This window comes from Pedobacter psychrodurus (assembly GCF_032678585.1).
GTDB classification, from domain to species: Bacteria; Bacteroidota; Bacteroidia; order Sphingobacteriales; family Sphingobacteriaceae; genus Pedobacter; species Pedobacter psychrodurus_A.
In genome coordinates this window covers 1-23,905 of sequence record NZ_JAVTSN010000013.1, presented here as the reverse complement: position 1 = coordinate 23,905, position 23,905 = coordinate 1, and the positions used below count along the sequence as shown (strand labels likewise).

20 protein-coding genes are annotated in these 23,905 nt (G+C 37.2%); 10 read left to right on the top strand and 10 right to left on the bottom strand.

Going from position 1 to position 23,905, the window contains the following annotated elements; translation table 11 throughout:
* Positions 1-14 precede the first annotated feature (14 nt).
* From arsB to R2S57_RS30510, 4 genes are read left to right on the top strand one after another with little or no spacing between them, the layout of a single operon-like run.
* Positions 15-1,100 (top strand): ACR3 family arsenite efflux transporter, encoded by a 1,086-nt coding sequence (gene arsB / locus R2S57_RS10455; RefSeq protein ID WP_088300343.1) that lies wholly within the window; start codon positions 15-17, stop codon positions 1,098-1,100.
* Entirely contained in the window at positions 1,100-1,870 is a 771-nt protein-coding gene (locus tag R2S57_RS10450; protein ID WP_088300344.1) for a metallophosphoesterase family protein, read from the top strand. The genes arsB and R2S57_RS10450 overlap by 1 nt, the downstream gene beginning before the upstream one ends.
* Positions 1,871-1,873: 3 nt before the next feature.
* Complete coding sequence (locus R2S57_RS10445) at positions 1,874-2,611, top strand: metallophosphoesterase family protein (RefSeq protein ID WP_088300345.1); 738 nt, start codon at positions 1,874-1,876, stop codon at positions 2,609-2,611.
* A 10-nt stretch (positions 2,612-2,621) separates the two neighbouring features.
* A complete protein-coding gene (locus tag R2S57_RS30510) occupies positions 2,622-2,924 on the top strand; it encodes an ArsR/SmtB family transcription factor (protein ID WP_088300346.1) in 303 nt (100 codons plus the stop codon).
* Between the two features lie 496 nt (positions 2,925-3,420).
* Here the strand turns inward: R2S57_RS30510 and R2S57_RS10440 are convergent, their stop codons facing one another.
* The 3 genes from R2S57_RS10440 to R2S57_RS10430 all read right to left on the bottom strand — a co-directional run bounded on the left by R2S57_RS10440 (position 3,421) and on the right by R2S57_RS10430 (position 6,711).
* Positions 3,421-3,618 carry a hypothetical protein gene (locus R2S57_RS10440; RefSeq protein ID WP_316844992.1) on the bottom strand — a complete coding sequence of 66 codons (198 nt, stop codon included), beginning with the start codon at positions 3,616-3,618 and terminating at the stop codon, positions 3,421-3,423.
* Positions 3,619-3,630: 12 nt separating this feature from the next.
* Positions 3,631-5,088 (bottom strand): recombinase family protein, encoded by a 1,458-nt coding sequence (locus R2S57_RS10435; protein WP_316844991.1) that lies wholly within the window; start codon positions 5,086-5,088, stop codon positions 3,631-3,633.
* A gap of 1,296 nt (positions 5,089-6,384) precedes the next feature.
* Positions 6,385-6,711, bottom strand: a complete 327-nt coding sequence (locus tag R2S57_RS10430) for a DUF3892 domain-containing protein (RefSeq protein WP_316844990.1) — start codon at positions 6,709-6,711, stop codon at positions 6,385-6,387.
* A 223-nt stretch (positions 6,712-6,934) separates the two neighbouring features.
* Between R2S57_RS10430 and R2S57_RS10425 the strand changes: the two genes are divergently transcribed.
* The 4 genes from R2S57_RS10425 to R2S57_RS10410 all read left to right on the top strand — a co-directional run bounded on the left by R2S57_RS10425 (position 6,935) and on the right by R2S57_RS10410 (position 10,203).
* The gene (locus tag R2S57_RS10425; RefSeq protein WP_316844989.1) at positions 6,935-8,017 is read left to right on the top strand and encodes an XRE family transcriptional regulator; all 1,083 of its coding nucleotides are present in this window, start codon (positions 6,935-6,937) and stop codon (positions 8,015-8,017) included.
* A gap of 15 nt (positions 8,018-8,032) precedes the next feature.
* Positions 8,033-8,482: a hypothetical protein gene (locus R2S57_RS10420; RefSeq protein ID WP_316844988.1), complete on the top strand. Its 450-nt coding sequence runs from the start codon at positions 8,033-8,035 to the stop codon at positions 8,480-8,482.
* 825 nt (positions 8,483-9,307) lie between these two features.
* Entirely contained in the window at positions 9,308-9,484 is a 177-nt protein-coding gene (locus tag R2S57_RS10415) for a hypothetical protein (protein ID WP_316844987.1), read from the top strand.
* The gene (locus R2S57_RS10410; RefSeq protein WP_316844986.1) at positions 9,484-10,203 is read left to right on the top strand and encodes a toll/interleukin-1 receptor domain-containing protein; all 720 of its coding nucleotides are present in this window, start codon (positions 9,484-9,486) and stop codon (positions 10,201-10,203) included. The genes R2S57_RS10415 and R2S57_RS10410 overlap by 1 nt, the downstream gene beginning before the upstream one ends.
* A gap of 122 nt (positions 10,204-10,325) precedes the next feature.
* Here R2S57_RS10410 and R2S57_RS10405 read toward each other — a convergent pair whose 3' ends face one another.
* The 5 genes from R2S57_RS10405 to R2S57_RS10385 all read right to left on the bottom strand — a co-directional run bounded on the left by R2S57_RS10405 (position 10,326) and on the right by R2S57_RS10385 (position 16,050).
* Entirely contained in the window at positions 10,326-10,712 is a 387-nt protein-coding gene (locus R2S57_RS10405) for a hypothetical protein (RefSeq protein ID WP_316844985.1), read from the bottom strand.
* Between the two features lie 72 nt (positions 10,713-10,784).
* On the bottom strand, positions 10,785-11,864 hold the full coding sequence (locus R2S57_RS10400; protein ID WP_316844984.1) for an AAA family ATPase: 1,080 nt from the start codon (positions 11,862-11,864) through the stop codon (positions 10,785-10,787).
* A 445-nt stretch (positions 11,865-12,309) separates the two neighbouring features.
* Positions 12,310-13,776: a hypothetical protein gene (locus R2S57_RS10395; RefSeq protein WP_316844983.1), complete on the bottom strand. Its 1,467-nt coding sequence runs from the start codon at positions 13,774-13,776 to the stop codon at positions 12,310-12,312.
* Between the two features lie 111 nt (positions 13,777-13,887).
* Entirely contained in the window at positions 13,888-14,283 is a 396-nt protein-coding gene (locus R2S57_RS10390; protein ID WP_316844982.1) for a DUF4365 domain-containing protein, read from the bottom strand.
* A gap of 513 nt (positions 14,284-14,796) precedes the next feature.
* A complete protein-coding gene (locus R2S57_RS10385; RefSeq protein ID WP_316844981.1) occupies positions 14,797-16,050 on the bottom strand; it encodes an ImmA/IrrE family metallo-endopeptidase in 1,254 nt (417 codons plus the stop codon).
* Between the two features lie 444 nt (positions 16,051-16,494).
* Here R2S57_RS10385 and R2S57_RS10380 point away from each other — a divergent pair, with 444 nt between their 5' ends.
* The gene (locus tag R2S57_RS10380; RefSeq protein WP_316844980.1) at positions 16,495-21,186 is read left to right on the top strand and encodes a hypothetical protein; all 4,692 of its coding nucleotides are present in this window, start codon (positions 16,495-16,497) and stop codon (positions 21,184-21,186) included.
* 2 nt (positions 21,187-21,188) lie between these two features.
* Positions 21,189-22,532, top strand: a complete 1,344-nt coding sequence (locus tag R2S57_RS10375) for a hypothetical protein (protein WP_316844979.1) — start codon at positions 21,189-21,191, stop codon at positions 22,530-22,532.
* Positions 22,533-22,694: 162 nt separating this feature from the next.
* On the opposite strand, the gene R2S57_RS10370 is transcribed toward R2S57_RS10375, so the two are convergent.
* Together R2S57_RS10370 and R2S57_RS10365 are read right to left on the bottom strand one after the other, a co-directional pair.
* On the bottom strand, positions 22,695-23,393 hold the full coding sequence (locus tag R2S57_RS10370; RefSeq protein WP_316844978.1) for a hypothetical protein: 699 nt from the start codon (positions 23,391-23,393) through the stop codon (positions 22,695-22,697).
* 31 nt (positions 23,394-23,424) lie between these two features.
* Positions 23,425-23,905, bottom strand: a 481-nt coding sequence (locus R2S57_RS10365) for an IS66 family transposase (RefSeq protein ID WP_316844977.1), incomplete at its 5' end; no start/stop codon positions are given.

Below are 23,905 nucleotides of genomic sequence, written 5' to 3'. Positions count from 1 at the left end.
ATCAATCATAAACTATGTCTGCAAACAACTGTGCACCTGCTGCCGAAAGAAGAAAATTAAGCTTTTTAGACCGGTACCTTACACTATGGATTTTTCTAGCGATGGGTATCGGTGTAGCTACCGGCTATTTTCTACCATCTTCCTCCGGATTTATAAACTCGTTTTCCAGTGGAACCACAAACATCCCATTAGCTATCGGACTGATCTTAATGATGTATCCGCCACTTGCTAAGGTGAAATATGAAAAGATGGGAGAAGTTTTTAAAGACACTAAAGTCTTAAGCGTATCCCTGGTTCTGAATTGGGTAATTGGTCCACTTCTAATGTTTTTTTTAGCAATCACTTTTTTAAGAGATTATCCGGAATATATGGTTGGGCTGATCCTTATTGGCCTGGCAAGGTGTATTGCTATGGTGGTGGTCTGGAACGAGCTTGCAGAGGGTAACAGGGAATATGCAGCAGGCTTGATTGCACTGAACAGCATTTTTCAGGTATTGCTCTACAGTGTGTTTGCTTATATCTTTATTACCGTTTTGCCACCTTTTTTTGGTCTGGAGAGCCTTGAAGTAAACATCACCATTTCCGAGATTGCTAAAAGCGTAGGAATCTACCTGGGGCTTCCCTTTGCAATGGGTATAATCAGTCGGTACGGCCTTATTAAACTGAAAGGTGAAGACTGGTTTCAAAACAAGTTTATCCCGCTGATTTCCCCAATTACTTTGATAGCGCTACTTTTTACTATCGTAATTATGTTTAGCCTGAAGGGCGAACTGATTGTACAAATTCCAATGGATGTAGTGAGAATTGCTATACCCCTTGTTATTTATTTTTCTATCATGTTTGTGATCAGCTTTTTTGCTGGCCGTTACTTCGGTGCAGACTATTCAAGAAGTACATCAATTGCTTTTACGGCCACAGGAAATAATTTCGAACTGGCCATAGCAGTTGCTATTGGTGTTTTTGGAATCAATTCGGGACAAGCATTTGCGGGCGTTATTGGCCCTTTGGTTGAAGTCCCGGCACTGATTGCCCTGGTCAACCTTGCTTTTTACTTCCGCAAGAAATACTATCCGTCAAAAAAATTAAACACCATACATTAATGAGAATTGCACTTTTTTCAGATATCCATGCTAATCTTCCTGCCCTGGAAGCCTTTTTTAAACACGTTGAAACCAGAAACACTGATGCAATTTATTGCCTTGGAGATTTAGTTGGATATAACATCTGGCCAAACGAAGTAATAGATGAAATTCGCAAACGAGGCATACCAACTATCGCAGGAAATTATGACTGGGGCATTGGCAGGTCTAGTGATGATTGCGGTTGTGCCTATAAAACAGAAGAAGAAAAAGCATTAGGTAAGGTTTCTATCTCCTACACAAACGAAGTGGTAAGGGACGAACAGCGTGCTTATCTAAGAACCCTTCCTGCTCACATTAGACTAGAATACCAGTTGAACCACGATAAACGCAATATTCTGTTTGTACATGGTAGCCCCCGTAAGGTCAATGAATACCTTTTTGAAGACCGTGATGAAAAAAGCATGCTTCGGATCATGGAACAGGCAGATGCAGATATTATGTGTTTTGGCCATACCCACAAGCCTTATCATAGAATTTTAAACTCAGGGAATGAAGGTGCGGATCATTTCAGGCATGCCATTAATATTGGCTCAGTAGGTAAACCAAAAGACAGCGACCCAAGGGGTGGTTATGTTATTTTAACCATCAACCCTGATAGTACAGTAAACAATAAGGACAGTGTTAAAGTCGAATTTATTCGCTTTGAGTATGATATAGAAAAGGCAGCTAAAGCCGTAGAGGATAGTCCTCTTCCGAATGAATATGCAGACATGTTGCGTAGAGGATAAGGTATGAGAATAGCACTATTTTCAGATATTCATGCCAATCTACCTGCATTTAAATCAATGTTAGACGATATGGATGACCAAAAACCCGATGCCGTTTATTGTCTCGGTGATCTGGTGGGATACCACATCTATCCAAACGAAATTATCCAGGAGATCCGTAAGCGTGGAATCGGAACTTTGAAAGGTAATCATGACCAGAAGGTTGAAAAATTAATTACAACCCCGAATAGTCTCCAGGAGCCAGGGAAGAATTATGCGTATCATTTAATCAGCCAGGATAATAGAGATTACCTGAAGACACTGCCTGCGCACATTAAATTGGAATACAAACTACAATCCGAAACACTCAATCTTGTTTTTGCCCACGGCAGCACCAGAAGTATAGATGAATATATTTTAATAGATACGGATGAAAAGTATGTTTTAGATATGATGCAGGAAGCAGGTGCAGACATGCTCTTTGTTGGTCATTCTCACAAGCCTTACCATCGTATTTTAGAGGATAATGATAATAAGTTTAAGCACGTAGTTAACCTCGGGTCGGTAGGAAAGCCTAAAGACGGAGATCCCAGGGGCTGCTATGTGATACTTACCATTGCTGCAGACAGCTCCCTATCAGATAAAAACAGCATACAGGTAGAGTTTATAAGGTTTGAATATGACGTAGAAGCCTCAGCAAGAGCTATTGAAAATAGTTTGTTGCAAAGTGAATTTGCAGATGCATTGCGACTAGCCAAATAACACTAACCAAATGGAGGTCAACACCAGAGACTATGCGCCAATAGAAAAGCAGCTTGCAAAGTTCATGCGGGTCTTGGCACACCCAGCCCGGATGGCTATAATGATCCGGCTTGCAAGGAAAGAAAGTTGTACTGAAGGAGTAATAAACGATCTGCCAATTGAAGAATCTTCAGTTGCAAAGCATCTTAAAGCCTTAGAAGTTGCTGGACTTATAAAAGGGAATACCTCAAATTTACGATCACGTTATTGCATTAACTGGTACGCCTTTTGGATTTCTCTGAACAATTTAATTTGCTATTTAACAGTTTTTTAGAGCAAGCACCAATTCAAAGCTGCAAGACCAAGGTTTAAGCTATCTATGATAGTTCAGCTAGGGGTTCTAATACACGGCAGAGCAAGAGAAATATTGCGATCATTATTTCTCTTCTTCCAATTATCAAAAAACGGTCGTTTCTTGATAATACAAAAATGGGCGAAACAATTCATTGAAGAGGCTATTGGAATAGATTTCAAAATGATAAATTCCTTGGTAAAACTTATAATAATTTCTTTTTACGATACTGCCTTTCCACCTTATTGTTTAACAAATTCTCAAAATCAACTATCGCTTCGCAATGCTCATAAAAGTTCGAACTTCCGCGGATTGACCTACTTAAGGAAGCAACATGTTTTTGTTGTTTCCTTTTTTTATGCCAATAAAATTCTGTGGCCCAAATCTTTACAACTTGGCCAAGTGGTGTTCGACAATCATAAAAAAACTCCCTAAACTTTTATCCAAAGTGGTCTAAAAAGCTGCATCTCAAATACCTCTAAGTGGATTTTGGCTTGTTCGACTTCCTCTTAAGGTTTAAAGGATTTTCTGGTTTTGGCTCTCTGAGATTATTCTTAGCTATTAGGTAAAGGAAATCCAATATAATGTCGGCTTCCTTTTCGTTAACTTTTACATTATTCTTTGCCAAAAGTGAAATAGCTTTATTGACAGATATTTTTCTTTCGATAAAATTCATATTATTAGCGATTTAAGATTTGAATCTGAGTATTTTTGACAGTCCATATGGCAGCTTGATAGTGAGGTCGCCTCTTGAATAATCGATATTTACCGGTGGAAAAAATTTGACAAAGTGTTTCTTGTCTGCTGTGTCCAATGTTTTATAAATCTTAAAAATTTCAATTACACTTCCATAATTAAGCTTTGCTTGTTGATCTATGTGCTCCAATTTTTTGGCATTTTGTTCTAGTTCATTCTTTAAACAAATCTTCCTTGCCAAGTATTCTTTTCTTAGCTCACGGAAATCCTGAAATGTCAATTTCCCTTCCACAAAAAGATTTCGAGCTTTAGACATTGCGATGTCTTTTCTTAAAATCTGTCTCCTAATTTCTGCTCTTTCATTAAGGAACTCACCTTTAGTATTTTCCAAATCTGAATCATCCATAATTCTAACAAAAAGCTCACTTGCATCTTTAGATAAAACTAACTGTTCTATTTGCTTTTCATAGCTCAAGTTTAATACTACCGAACTAATTCTAGTTTTACATCTCCCCCGACAATGATAATAAGGATAAAGGCTTCGAGAACCTCGAGAAAAGCTTCCGCAGAGTTTTCGGCCACAGCGGGGACAGATTAGCAGCCCTGTAAGAAAAAATGCTTTCTTCAAATCATCCTTCCTTGGCAAAACTTTTCTCTTTGTGTTAATAATATCCTGCACTTCATAAAATGTGGACACAGAAACCAAGGCCTCATGATTGCCTTTAATCATTTCGATTTCACCATCATTCTGGACAACCTTGATTAAGCCACAATAAACTGGATTACGCACCACGGTGGAGAAATAGGAAGATGTGCAGAAAAATCCTTTATCAATTGCCATTCTCCTAACAACCGACATTCTGTATTTATTTTTTGCTAACTCACGAAATATCCATTTTATGATTGCTGCTTCAGGATATTGGGGTGCAATGTATTTCTTACCCTCAATTGTTGTAAGGTTAACAAAACCTATTGGAGCCCTGCAAGGGTATCTTCCCATTACCTTAGCTCTGCGCATACCGTTGGAGGTATTCAATGCTCTTCTTGCATTCTCAGCCTCAGGCACCGATAAATAAACAGCAAGCATAACAGTACTTTCTGGGACTTCAAGATCGACAGGTTGGTCGATTGCCATTACTTTTGTATTACACTTCCTTAATATCTCTATCATTTCGTAGGCAAGTTGCGTATTACGGCTGAACCTGTCCCACTTAATGCAAAGAACATTCTTTTCTCCCTTAGTTTTGTCTTTTTTCAATATAGACAGCAATTTTTTCCATTCTGGTCTATTGAATGTTTTTGCGGAAAAGTCTTCTCGGTAAACTCCCCGTATCTCCAATTTGTTAGACTCACAGTACTTGATCAACCGATCCTCCTGTTCAGGCAATGAATAACCTTTTCTTTTTTGTTCATCGGTGCTAACACGAACATATAGATAAGCAGATTTCATAACGCTCAAGATTTAAGTACTTATATTTAACGATCAAATCCCAAGAATATTTGTCTGTGAAAGTTAGGAATGGTAAGCTAAAACTGCATATTTCTGCAAGTATGCTATCCAATTATGTATCCAGCGGTATCTAAAAAAGATTCTAGGATCCGCATGAGCGTAATGGCTACCCATACGAGATTACATTTGGATAAGGTACTCAATGCCTTTGAAGATATCGCTAAAGAACTAAAAATGGGCACCCGCTTCCAGTAAAAGAAGCAAATATTAAGCTTGCTGCTAATAGATGAAGAGAAAGAATATATTTAAGAAAAGAAACTCCGAGGAGACCATAACAGCCATACTTCAGGCAGTTGGAGATATTATGAGAATAGAGGGGCATACAGGACTTTCGGTTAGCAGAAACAGCTAATTTAGATCCAAAGAATATTTACAATTATTTCGTTGACTTTAATAACCTGGTTAGAGAATATATCCATAGCACAGACTTCTGAGCACCAGTGTTTGAAAAATGGAAGAAGGGAGATGCTAACGGTCGCTGATCTATGTAATTTCATTACTGAGATTTACCAAAGCCAGTTTGATCATTTCTCTAGCAATCTGGAGATGCAAAAATTCATCCCTTGGCAAGTCTCAGTATCAAACGTTACGATGCGCGAAGTGTCAGAACAGCAGAAGAGAAAAGCCTCCCTCTTTCTCGAGCACCAATAAGAATACAAAAGATTCGGATATTTCCCTAAGTGCATGTTTTGCCATCATACTTGGTGGCATTTGTTATAATGTTTGACATGCTGAAACAAATAAAAGTAGGTCTGTGGAATCGATATCAATGATCCAAAAGAGAATGACATTTTCCGCCATACTATTAAAAAACTCCTGCGATTGATCTGGGATGCTGCAGGATTGGATAAGCTGAAGTAAATTGACTCCGTCTCGCCAATGACAAATATACTCTAACACACTATTTTAAAGACACTTATAAATAATTAAAAATTGCTGCAAAGGGGTCAAATAATTTGGTTTGTGCACTAGACAGGCAAGCAAAACCTTAAAACAATTTTATTTAAGATGAGTTCGACCCTGGTTTATCCATCCAGCGGATTGATTAATACTATTTTTCCTTTCAAAATAATGACCTGCAGAATAAGTAGGCTTACAGGGTGTCGGAATATTGCTCTAGTTGTTAAACATTAACATGGATTGAAATTCTTAAAAATGGAAAAAGAACTAACTTTTAATTAAGGCCAGTTATCTAATACAGAAGTGGTTAATACTTTAGTTCTCTACACATAGCAGCTAAATAAAATGATTCATTGGAATCATATTGTCTAGATTATCATTGACAGTCCTGTCCTGATGACTTCTTAAATATTCAGTACCGCTTACCGTAATATAACTTACATCCGCACCAAGATTCCATTTACCAGTAGTGTAATTCCATACTATGGTTTTTACCGTTTTACCTGCTTTAATTAATTTTATTACATCAGCTTTGCTAGTTTTAACCCCACCTTGAAAATTTTTTTCTGTATCTAAATGTAGGAACACATAAGAAATGTAAGTTGAATTATTTGTTGTCGTTTGCCAAATCCCAGATATGAGATAGTCAGCCCATTTTGCCATTTTAAAAAATTAAGAGTTTATAATCCAGTTTATTACAAAAATGAAATTACGGATTTTAATTGAAAGATGCGAGCATTTAAATTAGAATCATATCTAGCTGAAAAAGTCGACAAGACACCACATCTAAGTTTTAATATAAATGCATTATCCACATTAATTGTGGAAAACTTATGGTCGTATAGTGAATTTTAATTTTATATATTTGACTATACGAATTATGCATATGACAATTGGCGAAAAAATAAAACAATATAGACTTAACCGCAAGTTTTCATTACAACAACTAGCGGATCTTTCCAATCTTTCAAAAGCGGCTATTCAGCAATATGAGGAAGGAACCATTAGGCCAAGCAATAAAGCATTGATTTCAGTAGCTAACGCATTAAGTGTTGATGTATGGAGTTTGTTTCATATCGAAGAAACTAGTTTAGAGCTGGCCGACTTCAGACTTGGAGAAAAACTCGAAGATTCGGATGTCGAGCGCAAAGAAATCTACAATCTTGTTGTAGATTATTCAGAAAACTACCTTGAGCTGGAAAGTATTATGGATGAACAAATTGTATTTGAGAATCCAGTAGTAGACTTAATCATAAATAATTATAAGGATGTTGAAAAAGCTGCATCAAGAGTTAGAAAAAAGTGGAAACTTTATGATGGCCCAATCGATGATATATCTGTGTTATTGGAGAGCAAAGGAATAAAAATTATCAGTTTTGACCGTAAAACTGAATCTCCTGGATTATGTGGTTTCATGAAAAGTGGTGTTAGAGAAATCCCTTTTATCCTCCTTAATATCAATCATGATCATATAAGGGAGATTACTCGGAAACGATTCACTATCGTTCATGAAAGTGCCCATCTGATTTTGAAATTTGGCGAGGGAGTCACTAAGGAATTAGAAGAAAGGCTATGCAATAGATTTGCATCTGCGCTTTTGCTTCCAGGCGAAGCACTGATAGACTTTATAGGAAAAAACAGGACCACGATTTCTTTGGAAGAATTAAAAATTCTTAAGGAAATGTACGGAATTTCCATACAAGGCATTATCTATAGTGCTAATAGTAATGGATTAATTACAGACGAAACATGCAAGGCATGGAGCAAGCTTTATGAAGAATGGTTAAGTCAGGGTCTCGATTTCGGCAATTACATTAAAGGCCGTGAGGAACCGCAGCGTTTCACTCGGCTGATATCTAGAGGCTATATGGAGAAAAGAATTTCAAAAGAAAAGGTATCGGAAATGTTGAATATAACCATGGAGGAGATAGATAGGAGATTTGGCTACAATAGGTTCAGTTTATACTAAAATAAGGAGATTGATATGTTTACATTTTATGACACAAATGACTTGCTCCTTCTCCAAAAGGTCAGTATACTTTCCAATATTGAAGTCCCGATATTGGTGTGTAACGCTAAATTGAAGCGGCATAATGGACAGGTTATCGCCCAAGTACGGAGTTTACATGATAAAGGGCTAGTAAGCATTAAAGAAACCAGTGATATAGGATTCGAATTTGTCTTGGAGCACAGGCGAACTTACCGTGCACTTGGGAATTCATTTTTAGAAATGATTCATATGTGCATAAGTCATTCGACTACCATAGTGGTAAACGATGATGAAACCATGGTGAGGTCTTTAGCAAAACTTTTCAAAATTAATGTTTTTACAATGGAAGAATTTAACCAAGCTACTGTTAACAATAAGGAATATTTCGAATTTATTAATGAAATAAAAAGAGAGAGAGATAGAAGAATCAACAGCCGGGACTAGGATCCCACTGACAACCAATGGACGGAGGGAAATGGATTGCTCCAATTAATTTTACGCAATTAACACAGTTCATTTTCCCAAAGCATAAAATGCTAACTTTTCCTTGATAGAAATAGTTGGCATCTATTTCCCAGTGGAACTATTATGCACATGCTTTTCATAAAGATATAAGGGAAGCCTGACTCACATTTTAAGCAAAACAACTCTAACCAAAAGAGCGTGATTGGTCTTTGGCAGCACAAGAGGTAGGTACGTAGATTACACACGACTCAGAAAATTTGTAGTCAAATAGTTAAGGAATAAATTAATAAAAGTGGGCTTTATAAAACTAATCAGTCACCGTCTCACCAACAAAAACAGTGCGGGCGCATTGAGGGGGGGATGATTGTAGTATTTAAATTTGGTCAATTGTCTGTAAATAGCAAAAAGACCAACTAACCAAAATAGTAAATTTTATAATATATTTAGTAAAAGTATGATGTGTTAAGATAACAAATGAAAACGATCGAAAACTAAGCGCTAGGTGCGGTCAACACCTAGCGCCTGAAATTTTATCGTTTGAACCTGGAAGATAGAACGAAGTGAATCTATAATTTGAACGCGAAATAAAGCAATTTATTTCTTAATCAAAAAAATATTACGGGAAACCGTAAAATACTTCTCTTCCCGGTGTCACTGAAGGTTTCTCGCACCTGCGGTTCTGTATAAAAAAAATGCGTTTTAATAAACATTTGCTGATTTTCAGCGAGCATGCTATAGTTCGGCTTATGCAGGTAATAGCGTGTAAATGGTGGTTTAAAAGCACCAAGAAAAAAAAATAAACGGATGGCTACAAATGGAAAGTCCGGCGACAGTCGCCGGCATGGAGCGGTAAGAGACCGCTCACAAACCTTAAATCCCACTACGGAGCAGTGGGTAAAGAGAGATAGTGAAACTGGACGTTTCATGGATGTTAAACAAGATGGAACGCCTTTCAAGGGCGTTAGAAAGGAGCATAAGTAATGGCAAGATGCACAGCACCAGTACATGGGCACCGTACTTCTAGTGGTGCGGATGCCTGCCCAGCCTGCGGCGGAAGGGGACGCTACAGCAGTTATAGTGCTTTTTCATCTTATTCGCCGAGCTATTCTTCGTATTCATCTCCCTCCTCGGGGCGCAGTAGCGGTGGCACAGGTGGGAAAAACACGAAACCGCGATGGTCCAAGGCGAGCTCTCCTGTATATTACACGCCTGCCGAGGTTCGATCACTCATACCTGTAAGAGAAAATATCGAAAGGCGGTCGGCTTTGCCCGATTTAAGGGATGTGTTTCTTTGTCATGCCTGGGACGACCGTCAGGGCGCCGCGAAGGAGTTGCATGACTTATTGGAGTCAAAAGGAGTCTCGGTATGGTTTAGTGAAAAGGACGTACTGTTAGGTTCGCCTTTGCTCCGTGAGATTGATAAGGGATTAGTAAAGTCAAGGGTTGGGATCGTGCTGGTTACCCCCGCCTTATTGAAAAGGCTTGCTAACGAGGGTATAGCGGACAAGGAGCTTTCTGCACTACTAGCCAGGGATTTACTAGTGCCTATTGTGCACAATACTGATTATGAGGCGCTCCGTGAAGTGAGTCCATTACTAGGCTCTAGAAGCGGTTTGAGCACCGCGGAGGAGACGATGGTCGAGATTGCAGCGAAGCTGGCAGAACTGGTTGCACCCGAGGCGGCTTTGGTCACGAGCTAAACTGGTGCATTGAATAAATCACAACTTCAAATTTTGAAAAAACGGCAATTTTCCAATTGAAAATTGCCGTTTTTTTTCAGAAACTCCCCAACGCTTAATATTGATAGTCTGGTTTGTCAGATTTATTTATAGGTTAGATGGTGCTGGATACTTGCCCGTTGGAGGTGTATTTTCTTATTTTTCATCAAGCGCTGCTGATGGGATCTAAATGCATTGTTCGATTTCGGCACGACACTGGACACGACAAATGCCTTGAATTGTTCTGCTTGGGCATTTAGTTTTGGCGCCAGTTGTTCGTAGGTAGAGATTAATTGTTCAACTGCGCCATTGAGATCGCTGCCTTTTAGTTCCACCAATAAGTATTCTTTCGGATCGGTAGCAACCTCAAAGAGATAATCACATTTTCTAATAAGTTGTGTAGTGATCAAGCAGCCGTCCACTTGAACTTTACAGATGGGAATATTAGCTGGCTTGTGAATCACAAATTTCCGCTTGTTTTCCTCTGCCACAGTGGAATTGCTAAAGCAATTATCATGGACCCCTAACGGATCAAGGGCTTGTTTTATTGATTCGCAGCTCATCTATTTCCTTTCGTATCTCATATTGAGTAATTGCTCGAACGTCGTGCCTAGCTCCTCCGATACGTTATCGATGTTAGAGGGGCCTAATGAGCGCAACTCTTCATCCAGAGTAGACCGGGCGGAACCGCTTTCAAAAAAATTGCAGGTGACCTCATTGAAATCGGTCCACAATTCTTCATTTACAATAGTGGACAATTCGGTTGAGTTTTTCAACTCTTTGGCAACATTATTGGCCTGAACGAGATTGTCCAGCGATGTCAAAATATAAGGACTGTGGGTGGTAATAATAAGCCTATCTTTCGAGCGTGCAATTCGCTGTATAATATATTCCAGTAAAGACTTCTGAGCAGAGGGATAAAGGTTGATCTCGGGTTCTTCAATCACAAACAGATCATAACCGGATTCTTTGTTTACATTATCGGTGTCTTCTGTATACGACTCTAAGACTTGCATCAATGGTATGGTAGATTGAATACCGCTGGATGCCTGGCTAAGTTTGATTGATTCACCATTGTTCATTTCTATTACATCATTTCCATCTATAAATCTGTAGGTAATGTCTAGAAAATTAACTGAGAGGGATTTGCTGTCGCGCCTGGCAATTTCAAATTTACTTCCAAATTCAGTTAAGGCTTTTGGCAAGGCGATATCATTGGTTATTAAGCTAAAGATTGATTGGGAAAGTGCCGAAAAAAAAGAACGCTCAGCTGGAATGTATACCGGGTTAATTACGGGAATAATTGAATATGGGCTAAAGGTACTTTCAAATATATTCGCCCTAAACTCACAATATAATTCACCACGCTCATACCTGATGTAGGTATTAGAGTTGACTTTGAAATCAATATTATAGAAATTCAGCATTTTCCTGAATTCTTTAAGGGAATTATTGGGTTCTTCACTAGCTTTGGGGTTCCAGTTAGCCAGATATTGTAACGCGCTACTTTGGAATATGGCCAAGAGTTTGGCGACCGTACTTTTCCCGCTAGAAGTTTTTCCAATAAAAATATTGATTTGTTTGATCTCAAGATCAATATGTTTTATTGGGCCGAAGTTTTCAACCAGTATCCTTTCTCTCATCTTTTTAGCTATTCAAACAAAAATACAGATTATTTGCAATAGTTAGCTTAGCGTGGAAGACCAAAAAAGAACCCGCGCTTATCGAGAACATTGTGATCATTGTTTTCAGCATATGCATCCAATTCGTATCTATTCGGGCTAAAAATTTCCTTTTTCACTCTTTATGGATCTACAAGTATTAATTAGGTGACCTGACTAGAGATTTCGGTGCCACCAACCAATGAATTCCGCAGCGAAATGAAAAGCTTAAGACATTCTAAAGGCCCAGCTACAGCAGGCAGTGTAACGTTTCAGTTTACTAAATTGATATCAAGGCAAAAAGTAAACATTTATCTTTTTGGTGGAATTGCTTCATTTACTATCTAATGAATGATGAAACTTTCGATAATTACTACTTAACGAGGATCTTTAGCAATTACAATAGATTGAAGTTGACAGCTAGGCATCAGAAACGCCATGTATTCAAAAGAGCGTCCATGTCGTTGCTGTTTAGAGATTGAATACCCGTTCTCATATTGCGCAATTGGTATCTTGATTCAACAGCGTAGATAAGATTAATGGGAAGCTGACTAACCAACGGATAAATATCAGGATCGGTGCACCTTTGGTAAAACAGCTTGAAACTTTCCATTTCATTTAACATGTGCTCCTTCTTTCCGTTTGGAAATTTTCCCGAAAACAATACTATTCTGATTACATTTTCCATCTGCTGTCGATCGAGTTTGGAAAGGGCTCTCATCCCGTGACACCCATAAAGGTCTTCCTTTACATCACATTCCGCTAGTTTTTTCTTTATAAGCCTCTCAGCTCTTGAAATGAATGGAGATAATTCAAGCTCTCCTTCCAGATACCTTAAGCCTTCCTTCAGATGATCTGTCAAGATAGGACTTTTTAAGCCAAACCACTCTGTAGTGATAACATGAATTTCGGAAGCCAAACACATGAGTGTGTATGCTGAACTAAGCAAATTATTATCAATAAATACGGCAACACCATGCTGGGTAAGATTCATATCAAATGCCAGCAACTTTTCTCTCTCCTCAAGATCTCCCGGATCTTTTGAAAAGGATATTAGATCAATTTCGAAACTAAGCTTATGCCTGGCATGAGCAAGAATTGCATAGGCCTGTAGCAGTTTGTTATCATTGGATTTAGCAAATTCATCCACCGAATGCAGCTCTTTGGTAAACAGGCTTTGCATCGCAGCTAACCGCTGCGCCATAACAAGGCGTTCAGGTAAAGTCAAACTTCTTCCAAATCGTTCCAGGATGGTCATTTCATTAAAGCTATTCACCCTAACTGTGCTCATGAATAAAGCAAGGTTTTCGAGGTTCCAAAGCTTTAAGTGGTATTTTTTTGAGTTTTCTTCCAACTTCTGAATTAGCTCAGCAAGATTACCAATCTCGGAAGCCAACTTTTCAGGAACATCCATAAAGGGCTTAATCTGCATCAGCTCGAAGTTTAAGATATTAAGCCTTAACGTGATTTGATTAAATTTGTCGTCAGTCTGACTGAGCAAATCCCTTGATTCTGAAATAAACTCTGCATGCCCAACAACACCCAAGCTATAATCATTTTTAAGTTTAATGAATTTTAAGGTATGTTGCTCACTGGCATTTAACTCGAAGCGTTTTTGTACCCTTTGTACATAAAACGCTGAATCAGCTATTTTTCCTACCTCGTTAAATGCGATACCTGCTAAAATACAAAGTGATTTGTGTTTCACTATCTCACTGTTTGGCAGCTTGGTAATAAGGTCATGTATAAGCGGAATATCATTTACTTCTATGACATTTAGTCCTAACCTTTCCAATATATTGACTATATCAGCAGTATTGTTCAAGTTAAATTCACTCACCAAGCCCATTTTGACCGCAGGCAAATCATAGTTTACACCATGTTCTGAAGCCATTTTACCCAGGTTTGTAAAACGCTTTAAATAATTAGAATGAATATCAGTTGCCGCTTTTCTATCTAATATATTGGCTATTGGGACATGCACATTAACATGGATTTTTTCCTTTCATTTATCCGTTTCCCTCTCGAGGAGCTTTTCATAAATTTTATCTATGTATTCATAGTATAGTTTTTCTGAAGATACATCGTAAATAACGAGAATGCCGTAAATAGGAACATTTCTCATCACATAACCCAATCTCGAGGTTAACCATTGGAAAGAAATGATCGTTCCCTCCTTTATTATTGAAGGGCTTTCAACACTTTTTAGCTGCACGCAGAAATGATTGTTTTTAGCCGAGCGCTCTTCTATAAGTTCAACCAGATAATCATTCCCTTTGTCTGGAGATTGTTCTCTGGGTATAAACCCTGACTTTTGGCTGAAGACAGCAGTAAATCGGTTTTTTGCCTCATCATCATGCTCCGAGGGCGGATCTACTTGGGGCAGGTCATCGTACGCCATATCTTAAAGTTAACTTTTGGTCATCAGTACGAAAGATAGCAAAACTTTACTGATCTAAAATACCCCATACCTATTTATCGGTTGGGATTTGGAAAAGGCGAGCATTAAATGATTGAAAAAAGTGTTGGTAAAATTGGAATGACCCTAGTGGTCAAGCTCAATTTAAATTAATACTATTGTAAGGCTGTCACTATTTTACTCGTATCTTTTTTGATTAAAACTAGCTAAGGTGCAAGCATTTAGGTTATGCAATTTAACATCCATAATTTTAGATGCCAGCAAAAGAATTAATAACCTAAAAAAGTCAAAAACTATCGATGCCTTGTTGAGCAATTGAAATAGGCATTGCGGGTTGTGAAAAAATTTGAGGAACTCTGCACTAGATGTAACGATAATGCCAGTAAGTTTGAAGCAGGTAATCGAAAAAACAGCAGCAGCGATAGGAACAATAGCGAGAGGGAGCATTTCTTCATGTAATTATTCATGAGTTGAAAGCAAAGCGATTATAATGGATTAAAAATTATTTCTTTTTACTATTCCACGGATGGAGATATCCGATGTTGTCCTGATCACATCCATTTGTAAAAGGCGGATTCGCGCCACGCCAAACGATACACCAAAGGTTTCGCTAACCTGATTGATGAGTCCTGCGACGAGTTTTTGATTGACCGGCTGTCGATCTTGCAGGAGATATGCCCGATGGATTTGGTTGGCAAAGAAATATTTAAGGATGATTCTTTCCAAGAACACATCAGGCATGAGCAATCGCCCTGCAAAAAGATTGGCCTGGAACTCTATCCTCTTATTCTGTCCGACAGTGAACTCTTCACCAACAGAAACGGTTTGCTCTGATTCTGACTGTACCGGCACCCCTTCAAGAATTTTTTGGTGGAGTATCAAGTGGCCGATCTCGTGGGCTAGTGTGAAGCGCCATTTAAAAACATTCCCTTTCAATTCGGATGAAATCTGGATGGTCTTTTGATCGAAAAGGATCTTTCCCAAGCTACCGTCTAAAAAGAGTGTATCAAAATCAAAACTGAATCCATACCATCCGCTTAAAAAACTACATAATTTATCAAAGTCCACCATCATGCCATTGGTAATCTCATACTTATATAACCTGTCGATGATAGCGGTGATTCGGGTTTCCTGAATAAAGGGGACATCGATGAAGCGGTCACTATGGTGGTATCGGTCCATTACCCCGGCCTCAATGAGCAGCTCGGGAAGGGTATAAAAGATGTTTCCCTTTAACATGGCACAAAAGGGCACGTCCTGTTCAGCGACATCACAAAAAAGACTTTGGGCAAGATTTTCTTCATTCGCAAATATTCCCTTGCGCCGGTATCTTATCCATTCAAAGCTCAGACCTGGTTTGAGCAGCATAAGTCCTATGCGTTTAGCGGTAACGGTCTGCAAGGCTGCTGGCTGTAGAGGCATATTGGATATAAAAATTGCTTTGGTATTATGTTCACCAATACTTCTTACCTTAGACTCAAAGGCTTCAACCTGCTCTACGCCAACTTTTTTGCTATAATTCTTGCATTCGATTAAAGTTAAAAGCGAATAATCATCAGCGCCAGGCATAGTGGTTTCGATGGAGATATCAAAGATGATATCCGCCTGCCGGGTTTGGGAAAAATATTTTTTTTTCGTGTAGAGCTTACTGTGTTTACCTGGCAGGAAGAAATCCCCACTTTTAAGCAGTTTACTTATTAAAATGGCGGCTTCATTCTCCAGCAGATCGCCCTTTTGGGTTGTGTTCATTGTGAGCGGACATATTTAGATTACTAAAGTATTGAAATAGATGTACATTAGAAAATAAGTAATAAACAATAACTTCCTTCCAGCATCGAAATAAAATCAACTGAAATTAGGGCTAAAGTTCTGCTGAGCTAAGAGATACGAGCCGTTAAAGGCAATTGGCATTGCGCCTAACCCATAACCAACATCGAGCGACCCAAAACCCATTGAGATGGCATCTTAACCATTTGACTTGCTCATTGGTTGTTTTGATCTCCAGCACGCCATCCGAATTCACTTTTCTTTCTTTCTCAGGATTAATCTGTCATTAATGGCAATTAAGACCACACTATACAACAATTATATTGTAAAAAGCCAAGGATCAATTTACGTAAAAAAACATGTTACCAATATGAGGTAACAGATTTCTAAAAGATTGCTATATTAGGAGGCTAACTAACTCTCTTAATGCACCATAAATTTGACAAAAAATTCACCGAGAAAGACCTAGATTTTTTTATTGATAAAATTTATAAAGATGTTCTAAACAAAAATTCAGATTCTTATATTTTTGACCTAACAGAGCTTCAATGGATCTCAAACCAAGAACTGTTGGTTTTCACGGCGTTAATAAAGTACCTCAGCGAAAAAGCAATAAATCTTGAAATCCATTTCTTTAAAAAAGGAATTCCTATCACGGAAATAGACAAGAGAATTGTTGAGCAGTTGGTGGAAATTTGGGATGTCTGGCATATTTGGGATGTCGTGCCACAAGAAAAACTTTACAAAATATTTGGCTTTGACGGAGGAACAATCGATCGATTGAAAAATATTCACAAAATTAATAATCCTACAGACAAAATCTACAACCGGTATGGCATCACTCCTTTCATCAGTTTAGAAAAAATTAAAAACTATGGTGACAGAGACATTGAAGATGTACTAAAATCACTTTACAAGCTTACATCTGCAACGAGCGAAATTATCTACCAACATAATTGCGAACATCCATTTGTAAATGATACCCTAAGCGCAATTGTAAGTAAAGAGCTTTATGAAAATTTTCTAGATCATTTTACCACATCTTTTTTGAATGCTCGGGACAACTGGGCTTTTATGAGTCTATCGTTAAAAGCCAAGGTAAACCCTAAGAGAAATTCCCATCAAAAAATACAAAACATCCTTGAAAGTAACTTCAGGGATGAATCAATACCGGAATTCAAAAACTTCTTTTTCGATGAAACTAAAAATGAGTTTAAGAACCTATCGTATATTCAATATTCATTTCTTGATTTTGGAGATGGAATAGTTGAAACATTAAAATCCGAATTTGAATTACGGGAAAATCAACAATTTACTACTGAAAAATCGTCTGCAGTTCTTAAATATGCTTTCAAACACGATTCATCCAGACAGCCTATAACTACTAAAACGAATAAGATTAACAGCCTTATTCCCAGAGGCCTATTCGATATTTTGAGTATAGTCCACAGGTATGAAGGATTATTAGTTGCAAGGAGTAATTACGGAAAAATATTTTATGATTTTACAAATGGCCAAAGCTTCGAAACAGCGTTCTCTCATTTTGGAAAGAGCAATCTTTTTTTCCCGGGCACCCTCATCAGCATCTATTTACCGGCTATACCGCTTTCCAAGAAGCCGGACATATCAGTTATCAAGCCAGAGATAATATTTGACTCCTATACTGCAAAGAAAAAATCATATCTCCATATTTATCATATAATCAACAGGATCAGAAGTTCGAAAAAAGATCTTTATAAAACACTTTTGTCAGTTTTAATGAAGAAGATGGCTAATGATGGGGTTAGCAGAACTATTTATTTTAGTTTCAAAGGGTACGAGACTGATAAAAGAATAGCTAGGAAAGTGATCTTTTATTTATTGACTGATTACGATATTAATCTGAACAACAACGTAATAGTAATTAATCCACCAAGCAGAGAAATCTTTGAAGAAATCAATAATGAGGTATTGACTCTGTCAGGCGTTATAAAAAAATATATTATACATCCTTTGCCATTTATTTATTACCAGCCCGATGAAGATAATCTGGAATTGCAATGGCTTGGAGTATATGAGGAATCCGACAGGCTAAAACTTAATGATTTGTTATTTGAGGACTTTAGTTTAGCCCATGTGGATTTTAGCGAGCCGGATAATGTTGTTGGCCACCTAAATTACTTTGATAAGTTTGGAAATCTAAAATCAATATTCCCTAACCGAAACGAGCTTATTAGTTATTTTAGTAATGAATACGAAATATCAGAGCAAGATGCGGTAAAAGAATTGTTAGAGGACAATTTATGCCTCGAGAAGTCCACCAAAGATTCCATATATCTTTGCAATGGCAACTACTATCAATTTGAATTTATTGATTTAATAAATCTTTTAAATAAGGAAAATGATTGCAATCTCATTTCAGAAATTCTATTTCGCAGAATGGCGCAGGAATTTATTGATTTGGAAGGATTTTATTATATCGGCATTACCTCAAGCAGCCATAAAATACTACAGTCACTCATCAACCAAAAACTTATAAACGAACAAAGGGTTTTATTTTTTGACAATTATCATGCTTTCGCATATGATGAAAATTTTGAGACTATAGCTGACGGTCAAGAGTTTATTTTGGTCTGCGATGCGATAGCTACAGGTTTTCTGACAAATAAAGTACGAAAGGAATTGGTAAAAAAGAGAGCTGTACTAAAGGGTGTCGCCGTAATTGTGGATACAATTGATAAAGATTTTGAAAATACAGGCGATATACTCTCAGATAAAAGCATGAAGATCATTTCTCTTTATACGAAGCGGATCCAAAAATATCGACGCTCTCATAAAGAAATTCAACCTTACTTACATTCGAAAAAGGTAACAAGAATTAATCCTTTTACAAACCTTCCGGTGACCCTCAGCATCCGCGATACAAGTAGCGACAGGGTTTTAATGAGTAATGAACAATTCTTAAGGTACATCACTGATGACCAGATTAAAATTGGCTACTATAAATTTAACAATGTAATACATCCATATTTTTTCGATACTAAATCAATAATTGAAAGCGCAAAGCCTGAGCTATTTAAAAAGCTTTTTGACAAAATCGAGATTAACTCGAAGGACCTGAAAGTATTTTACCCAAAGAAATCGGGTATGAACAGCCTCAACCTTGAAATGTTTAAAAACCAAGTATTGATGGATCACTCCATTGAGGTATTTGAACTGGAGAGGTTTAACACTCCGGAAGGTTGGCGATTTCCACATACAACTGACCATTTCAGTACTTTAACTGAAAATAAAACCGTATTAATCCTTGATGACGGTAGCTGTTCAGGAGACTCCCTTATCCAAATGGTAGATGAGTTGACTTTATTCAACATAAAGGAAATTGTACTTTTATGCCTTATTGGAAGGGTCAATGATCAAAAACGGGAATTTTTCTCCCGTATGACCCATGTTAGGTTAAAATCAGATAGAAGGGTTAAAATATCTATTTATTTTGGAAGTCACTGGCATATACCTACATATTATATCGATGACAACCCAACCTCTCTGGAATTAAAATGGCTTGAGGAGATGATTGATTTACAGAATACTCCGGAATCTATCAGGACGATTGCAAAAACAATTTCAAAAGCAATAACCGCTCAGGATAAGAGTTCTTTCAAGAACTATAAATACCTGCCCAAAATCAGGAAAAATCCGGGACGAATTGCTAAGAAGGAAATTATAAAGGCTCGCGAAGAAATTGGCAAGGTGATAGGCTATCGTTTTTACAAGGAAAGTTTTTCTTTTTTTGATGAAATAATTAGGAAGTACGAGAGTAGCTCAAAAGAAGAGAGAAACAAAGAAATTGAGTTATTGTGCTGTGTTTTTCTTTATGAGCCATATCTATACACAAAGGTGAAACAGATCATGCCTGATATCGTTGATAAAATCGAGGAGTTTATTGATGCATTAATATTTGGCAACCCTAAAAGGGACGGGAAGAAAATTAATATTCAGAAAGATTTAACTTATGAATGGGATAAAAAGGATATATTACACTTATTTTTCATTGTCTTCAAAGGTGAACAGCTAATTGAAAAATTAAATGTTACCGAAAAGTTTAGCCAAATCATAGCATTCATTTCTGACGTTGATTTCGGTATCAATTATATTCTATATAAGTTACTTGCCTATTTTCCGGTTACTAAAAACAGCCCTGTTTATGAAAGTACTGGAGATATACTTCATCTTCTTGACATCTCACTGCAGGAAAAGTTATTTCCTGAACAATTTGAAAAAGAGGTCAAAATCTTTCGCTCATTCCTTTCGACCCTGCCCGCTGCAACTGGATATAGTTCCTCTTTGGCAGTTATCAATGAAAATTACAGAAAACTTACAGATGCGATAATGCATAAATTCTCCATTACAGTGCAATATGACATCATGATGGTTGACATTGAGGTTCTAAGTAATTCTTTTGATAAGTCCGTAAAGGATGACTTTGTTGAAACCTGGTTAAAGCTGTCTAATTTTATTGCGCCGATACTTTCTTTTGCAAAAACATTCCCTGGGTTTTACATGGATAGGTTAGATCAAATAGAGGGTGAGACGGGGCATTCGCTAAGAAAAATACATGGTCAACTTAACGAATTGATTAATTACGCTAATCAGGATTCAGACTTTAAAACGATCAACTTTCTACTAGAGCGTTTCAAGAGAAAGTTTCTTGAGACAGAATCTGAAATGTTCCAGACATTTAATAGAATATCCACCTCCGATATTATGAAAGTTATAAACGAACTTTTTATATCAAGGGACTTAATTGATGAGGTAGAGTTTGTCTACAATAATGTCAAAGAAACCAATGTCGATGTGCCTCCTTTCATCTTGATAAACATTGTATTAAACGAAATCATAATTAATTTAAGGCATAGAGATAAGTCCAGTAAAATAAATATAACCTACACAGAAACACCCGAATACTTATTTTTAAATTTTTCTAATAGAATCAACAACGATATTAAACATGGTGGAGGCAATGGCCTCGTGCTTCTATATAGTGTCAAAGAGTTTCCAGGGGAAAGAATCAAATATAAAAACAATCAAAAAACTAAATCCTTGCACTTCGTGCAGGAAATCCGACTTAAGAAAATATAATCATGGAAATTAGCAAGGTAACGATTTTAATATGGGACGATCCATTAAACTATAATCTACCAGAAACACAAAGACAATTCGGAAATGGAAAGCTTTACAAAAATGTTATCCAATTTAATACAGAGGAAGAGTTTGAAAAGATATTAAAATCATTGGATGATGATGTAAATATTGTAGTTTGCTGCCATGTTAAATACTCAGACTTCAGTACATTCTTCGACTTTAAAAACTCAGGAATTATAGAAAAGTATAATATTTCGGAAGCCATTTATCTTTCCTCGGGGGAAAGCGGAACTATTATGAAAAGCCTTCATGATATATACAAAATTTCTAAGAAAGTTATATTATATAATGAGCTCATTAAAGAAATTAAGCTGGATGAAATTAAAACGATAACTAAGGCAGAACTTCTTAATCTTGATTCAAGTGGAAAAAAACTTGAATCTGTACATATTGACAGGCCGAGCCAGCACTATCCACAAATTGATTACGGAATTATTACCGCATTGTATGAAGATGAGTTTGAAGAAGTCCAAAAGGTATTCGAATTTGACGAAAAAGACATCATTAGAACTGATAAAAAAGAATATCACATAGGTCATCTCAAAAGCAATCCATCTAAAAAAGTCGTTGTGGCCATTCCATCAGCGACCGGGATGGTAGATTCCGCCATAATAGCTACGCAGATGCTGGAGTTTTTCAAGCCTAAATATTTGCTTATGTCGGGTGTATGCGGAGGAAAAAGCGACCTGTCATTTGGAACTATTGTTGTCGCTGAAACAATTTTTACGTTTCAAAAAGGAAAGGTGTCGGACATTTTGTTGAAAGATGAAAAGGGCGATAAAAAGCCAGTTGATCTTTACGACGCAGAGGGAAAATTAGTCGAATATGATAAATTGTATGATGCAAATGGAAGGCAAATTGGGATATCGGTAGAAAAATTTGATGTCCAACATGATAGTATAATCGAAATCCATAGTTTAGTGAAGGATGGTATTAGGCGTAAAAAAGAGGAAATAAAAGCATTGATCAATAATGAGCTAAGCTCATTTTCAAAATCAATAGACATTATACTAGCCCCAATGGCTTGCAGCTCTATGGTTATCAACAAAAGAGGATACTTTGAGGATAACATAAAAATTGTAGATCGCAATACTTCAGCCGTTGAAATGGAAAGTTATGGTGTTGCTAGGGCATGTGAGTTTGCTAACAACGGTAAAACTATACCCATAATTTTCAAATCGGTTATGGACAACATGAGCGCGAAGGATGACACTGCAAAAAGATTCGCTGCACATACGAGTTCCCTATTTTTAAAATATTTATTTGAGAAAAATATAATATAAAAAATACCTCCAGATATCTTATAGATAAAAACAAATTTAGAAATGCTGGCGCCTTATTAGGTTTCCATTGGATGCATTAATACTTGTTTAAATTTGAATATCAGTTTTCTTTAAAATTAATTAGTTCAGGGGGGTCAGATAACAGCTCCATTAGGAAAAACATTATGTAAGTTTTTTTTTTCGATATTGCCCTTCGATTTTATTTTTTAATACTTTTTCAAAATTCTCAATACTTTCACAATGCTCAAATAAGGTCGAACTTCCGCGGATTGACCCTACCATAGTGGGCAAATCAAATTTTTGTTTGGTTTGCCCCTTTTTTTTGCCCTCAAAAACGGCCTTTAAAGTACCTAGAGCGCGTACCGCCTCATTCATTCGAACAGTTCGATGTTGTGTTCCGTCAAAAGTGAGTTTTTGGGGATAGATCGAACTAATTAACCGCCTCTTTCCTTCAGAATCCGCCTCTATATATGTTTCATGAAGGTTTTTGAGCAACCCAGTCGCTTTTCCGATTAATTCGCCAATATTCTCTTTTCCTCTGGATAAATCGATGAGTCTATTTTCAAGCATAAGGATATTTCTTTCACAGTCTGATTTGATTTTCCTGTACTCAAAATCAAGAATTACATCATTGAGCATTTTGTCCCTGGCCTTAGAAATTCTATTATTAAACTCCTCCAACTGTTTTTTTACATTGGATAATTCACTATTATCTTCACTTGAAAAAGCTTGATAAACCTGTTTCAAAATCATTCCATACGCCTCATGCAACAGCGGATCTATAGTATACTTTTTTAACTCCTCCACAAAAAGGTTATTGACTTTTTCCGCATTATATCGTAAGCTAACAATACGGCACATCTAGGATTTATAGTACTACGATATTTGTCGTTTAAGCTATGTTTACAGCAAGCTCTGTTTGATTTTCAGTTTCCACTATTTGAGATTTTTTCCAATTATGTGGTAAATACTTCTGAATTGGCTGGGTCGGGTTATTGGACAACTTTATTAGCACATCCTCCAGCCAGATCATAGGATTAATGCCATGCAACTTACAGCTTCCCATAAACGAATATAGCATGGCGCTCCTTTGTGCCCCGTCATGAGATCCGCTGAAGAGAAAGTTGCGCCTCCCTAATGCGATGGGTCTGATACTGGACTCCAGGGGATTATTGTCAATATTGAGCATTTCATCTTCCATATAAACTGAAAGACGTTTAAAGCGTTTCATGGTGTAAGCAAAAGCTTTGTAAATAGCACTTTTTTCACTTAACTGACCAGCATTTCCCTCAAGCCACTTTCCAAAGCTATCCCATATCGGTTTTGCCAATTCTGTCCGTGCCTTAGTCCGCTCCTGGGGTGTTTTATCTTTT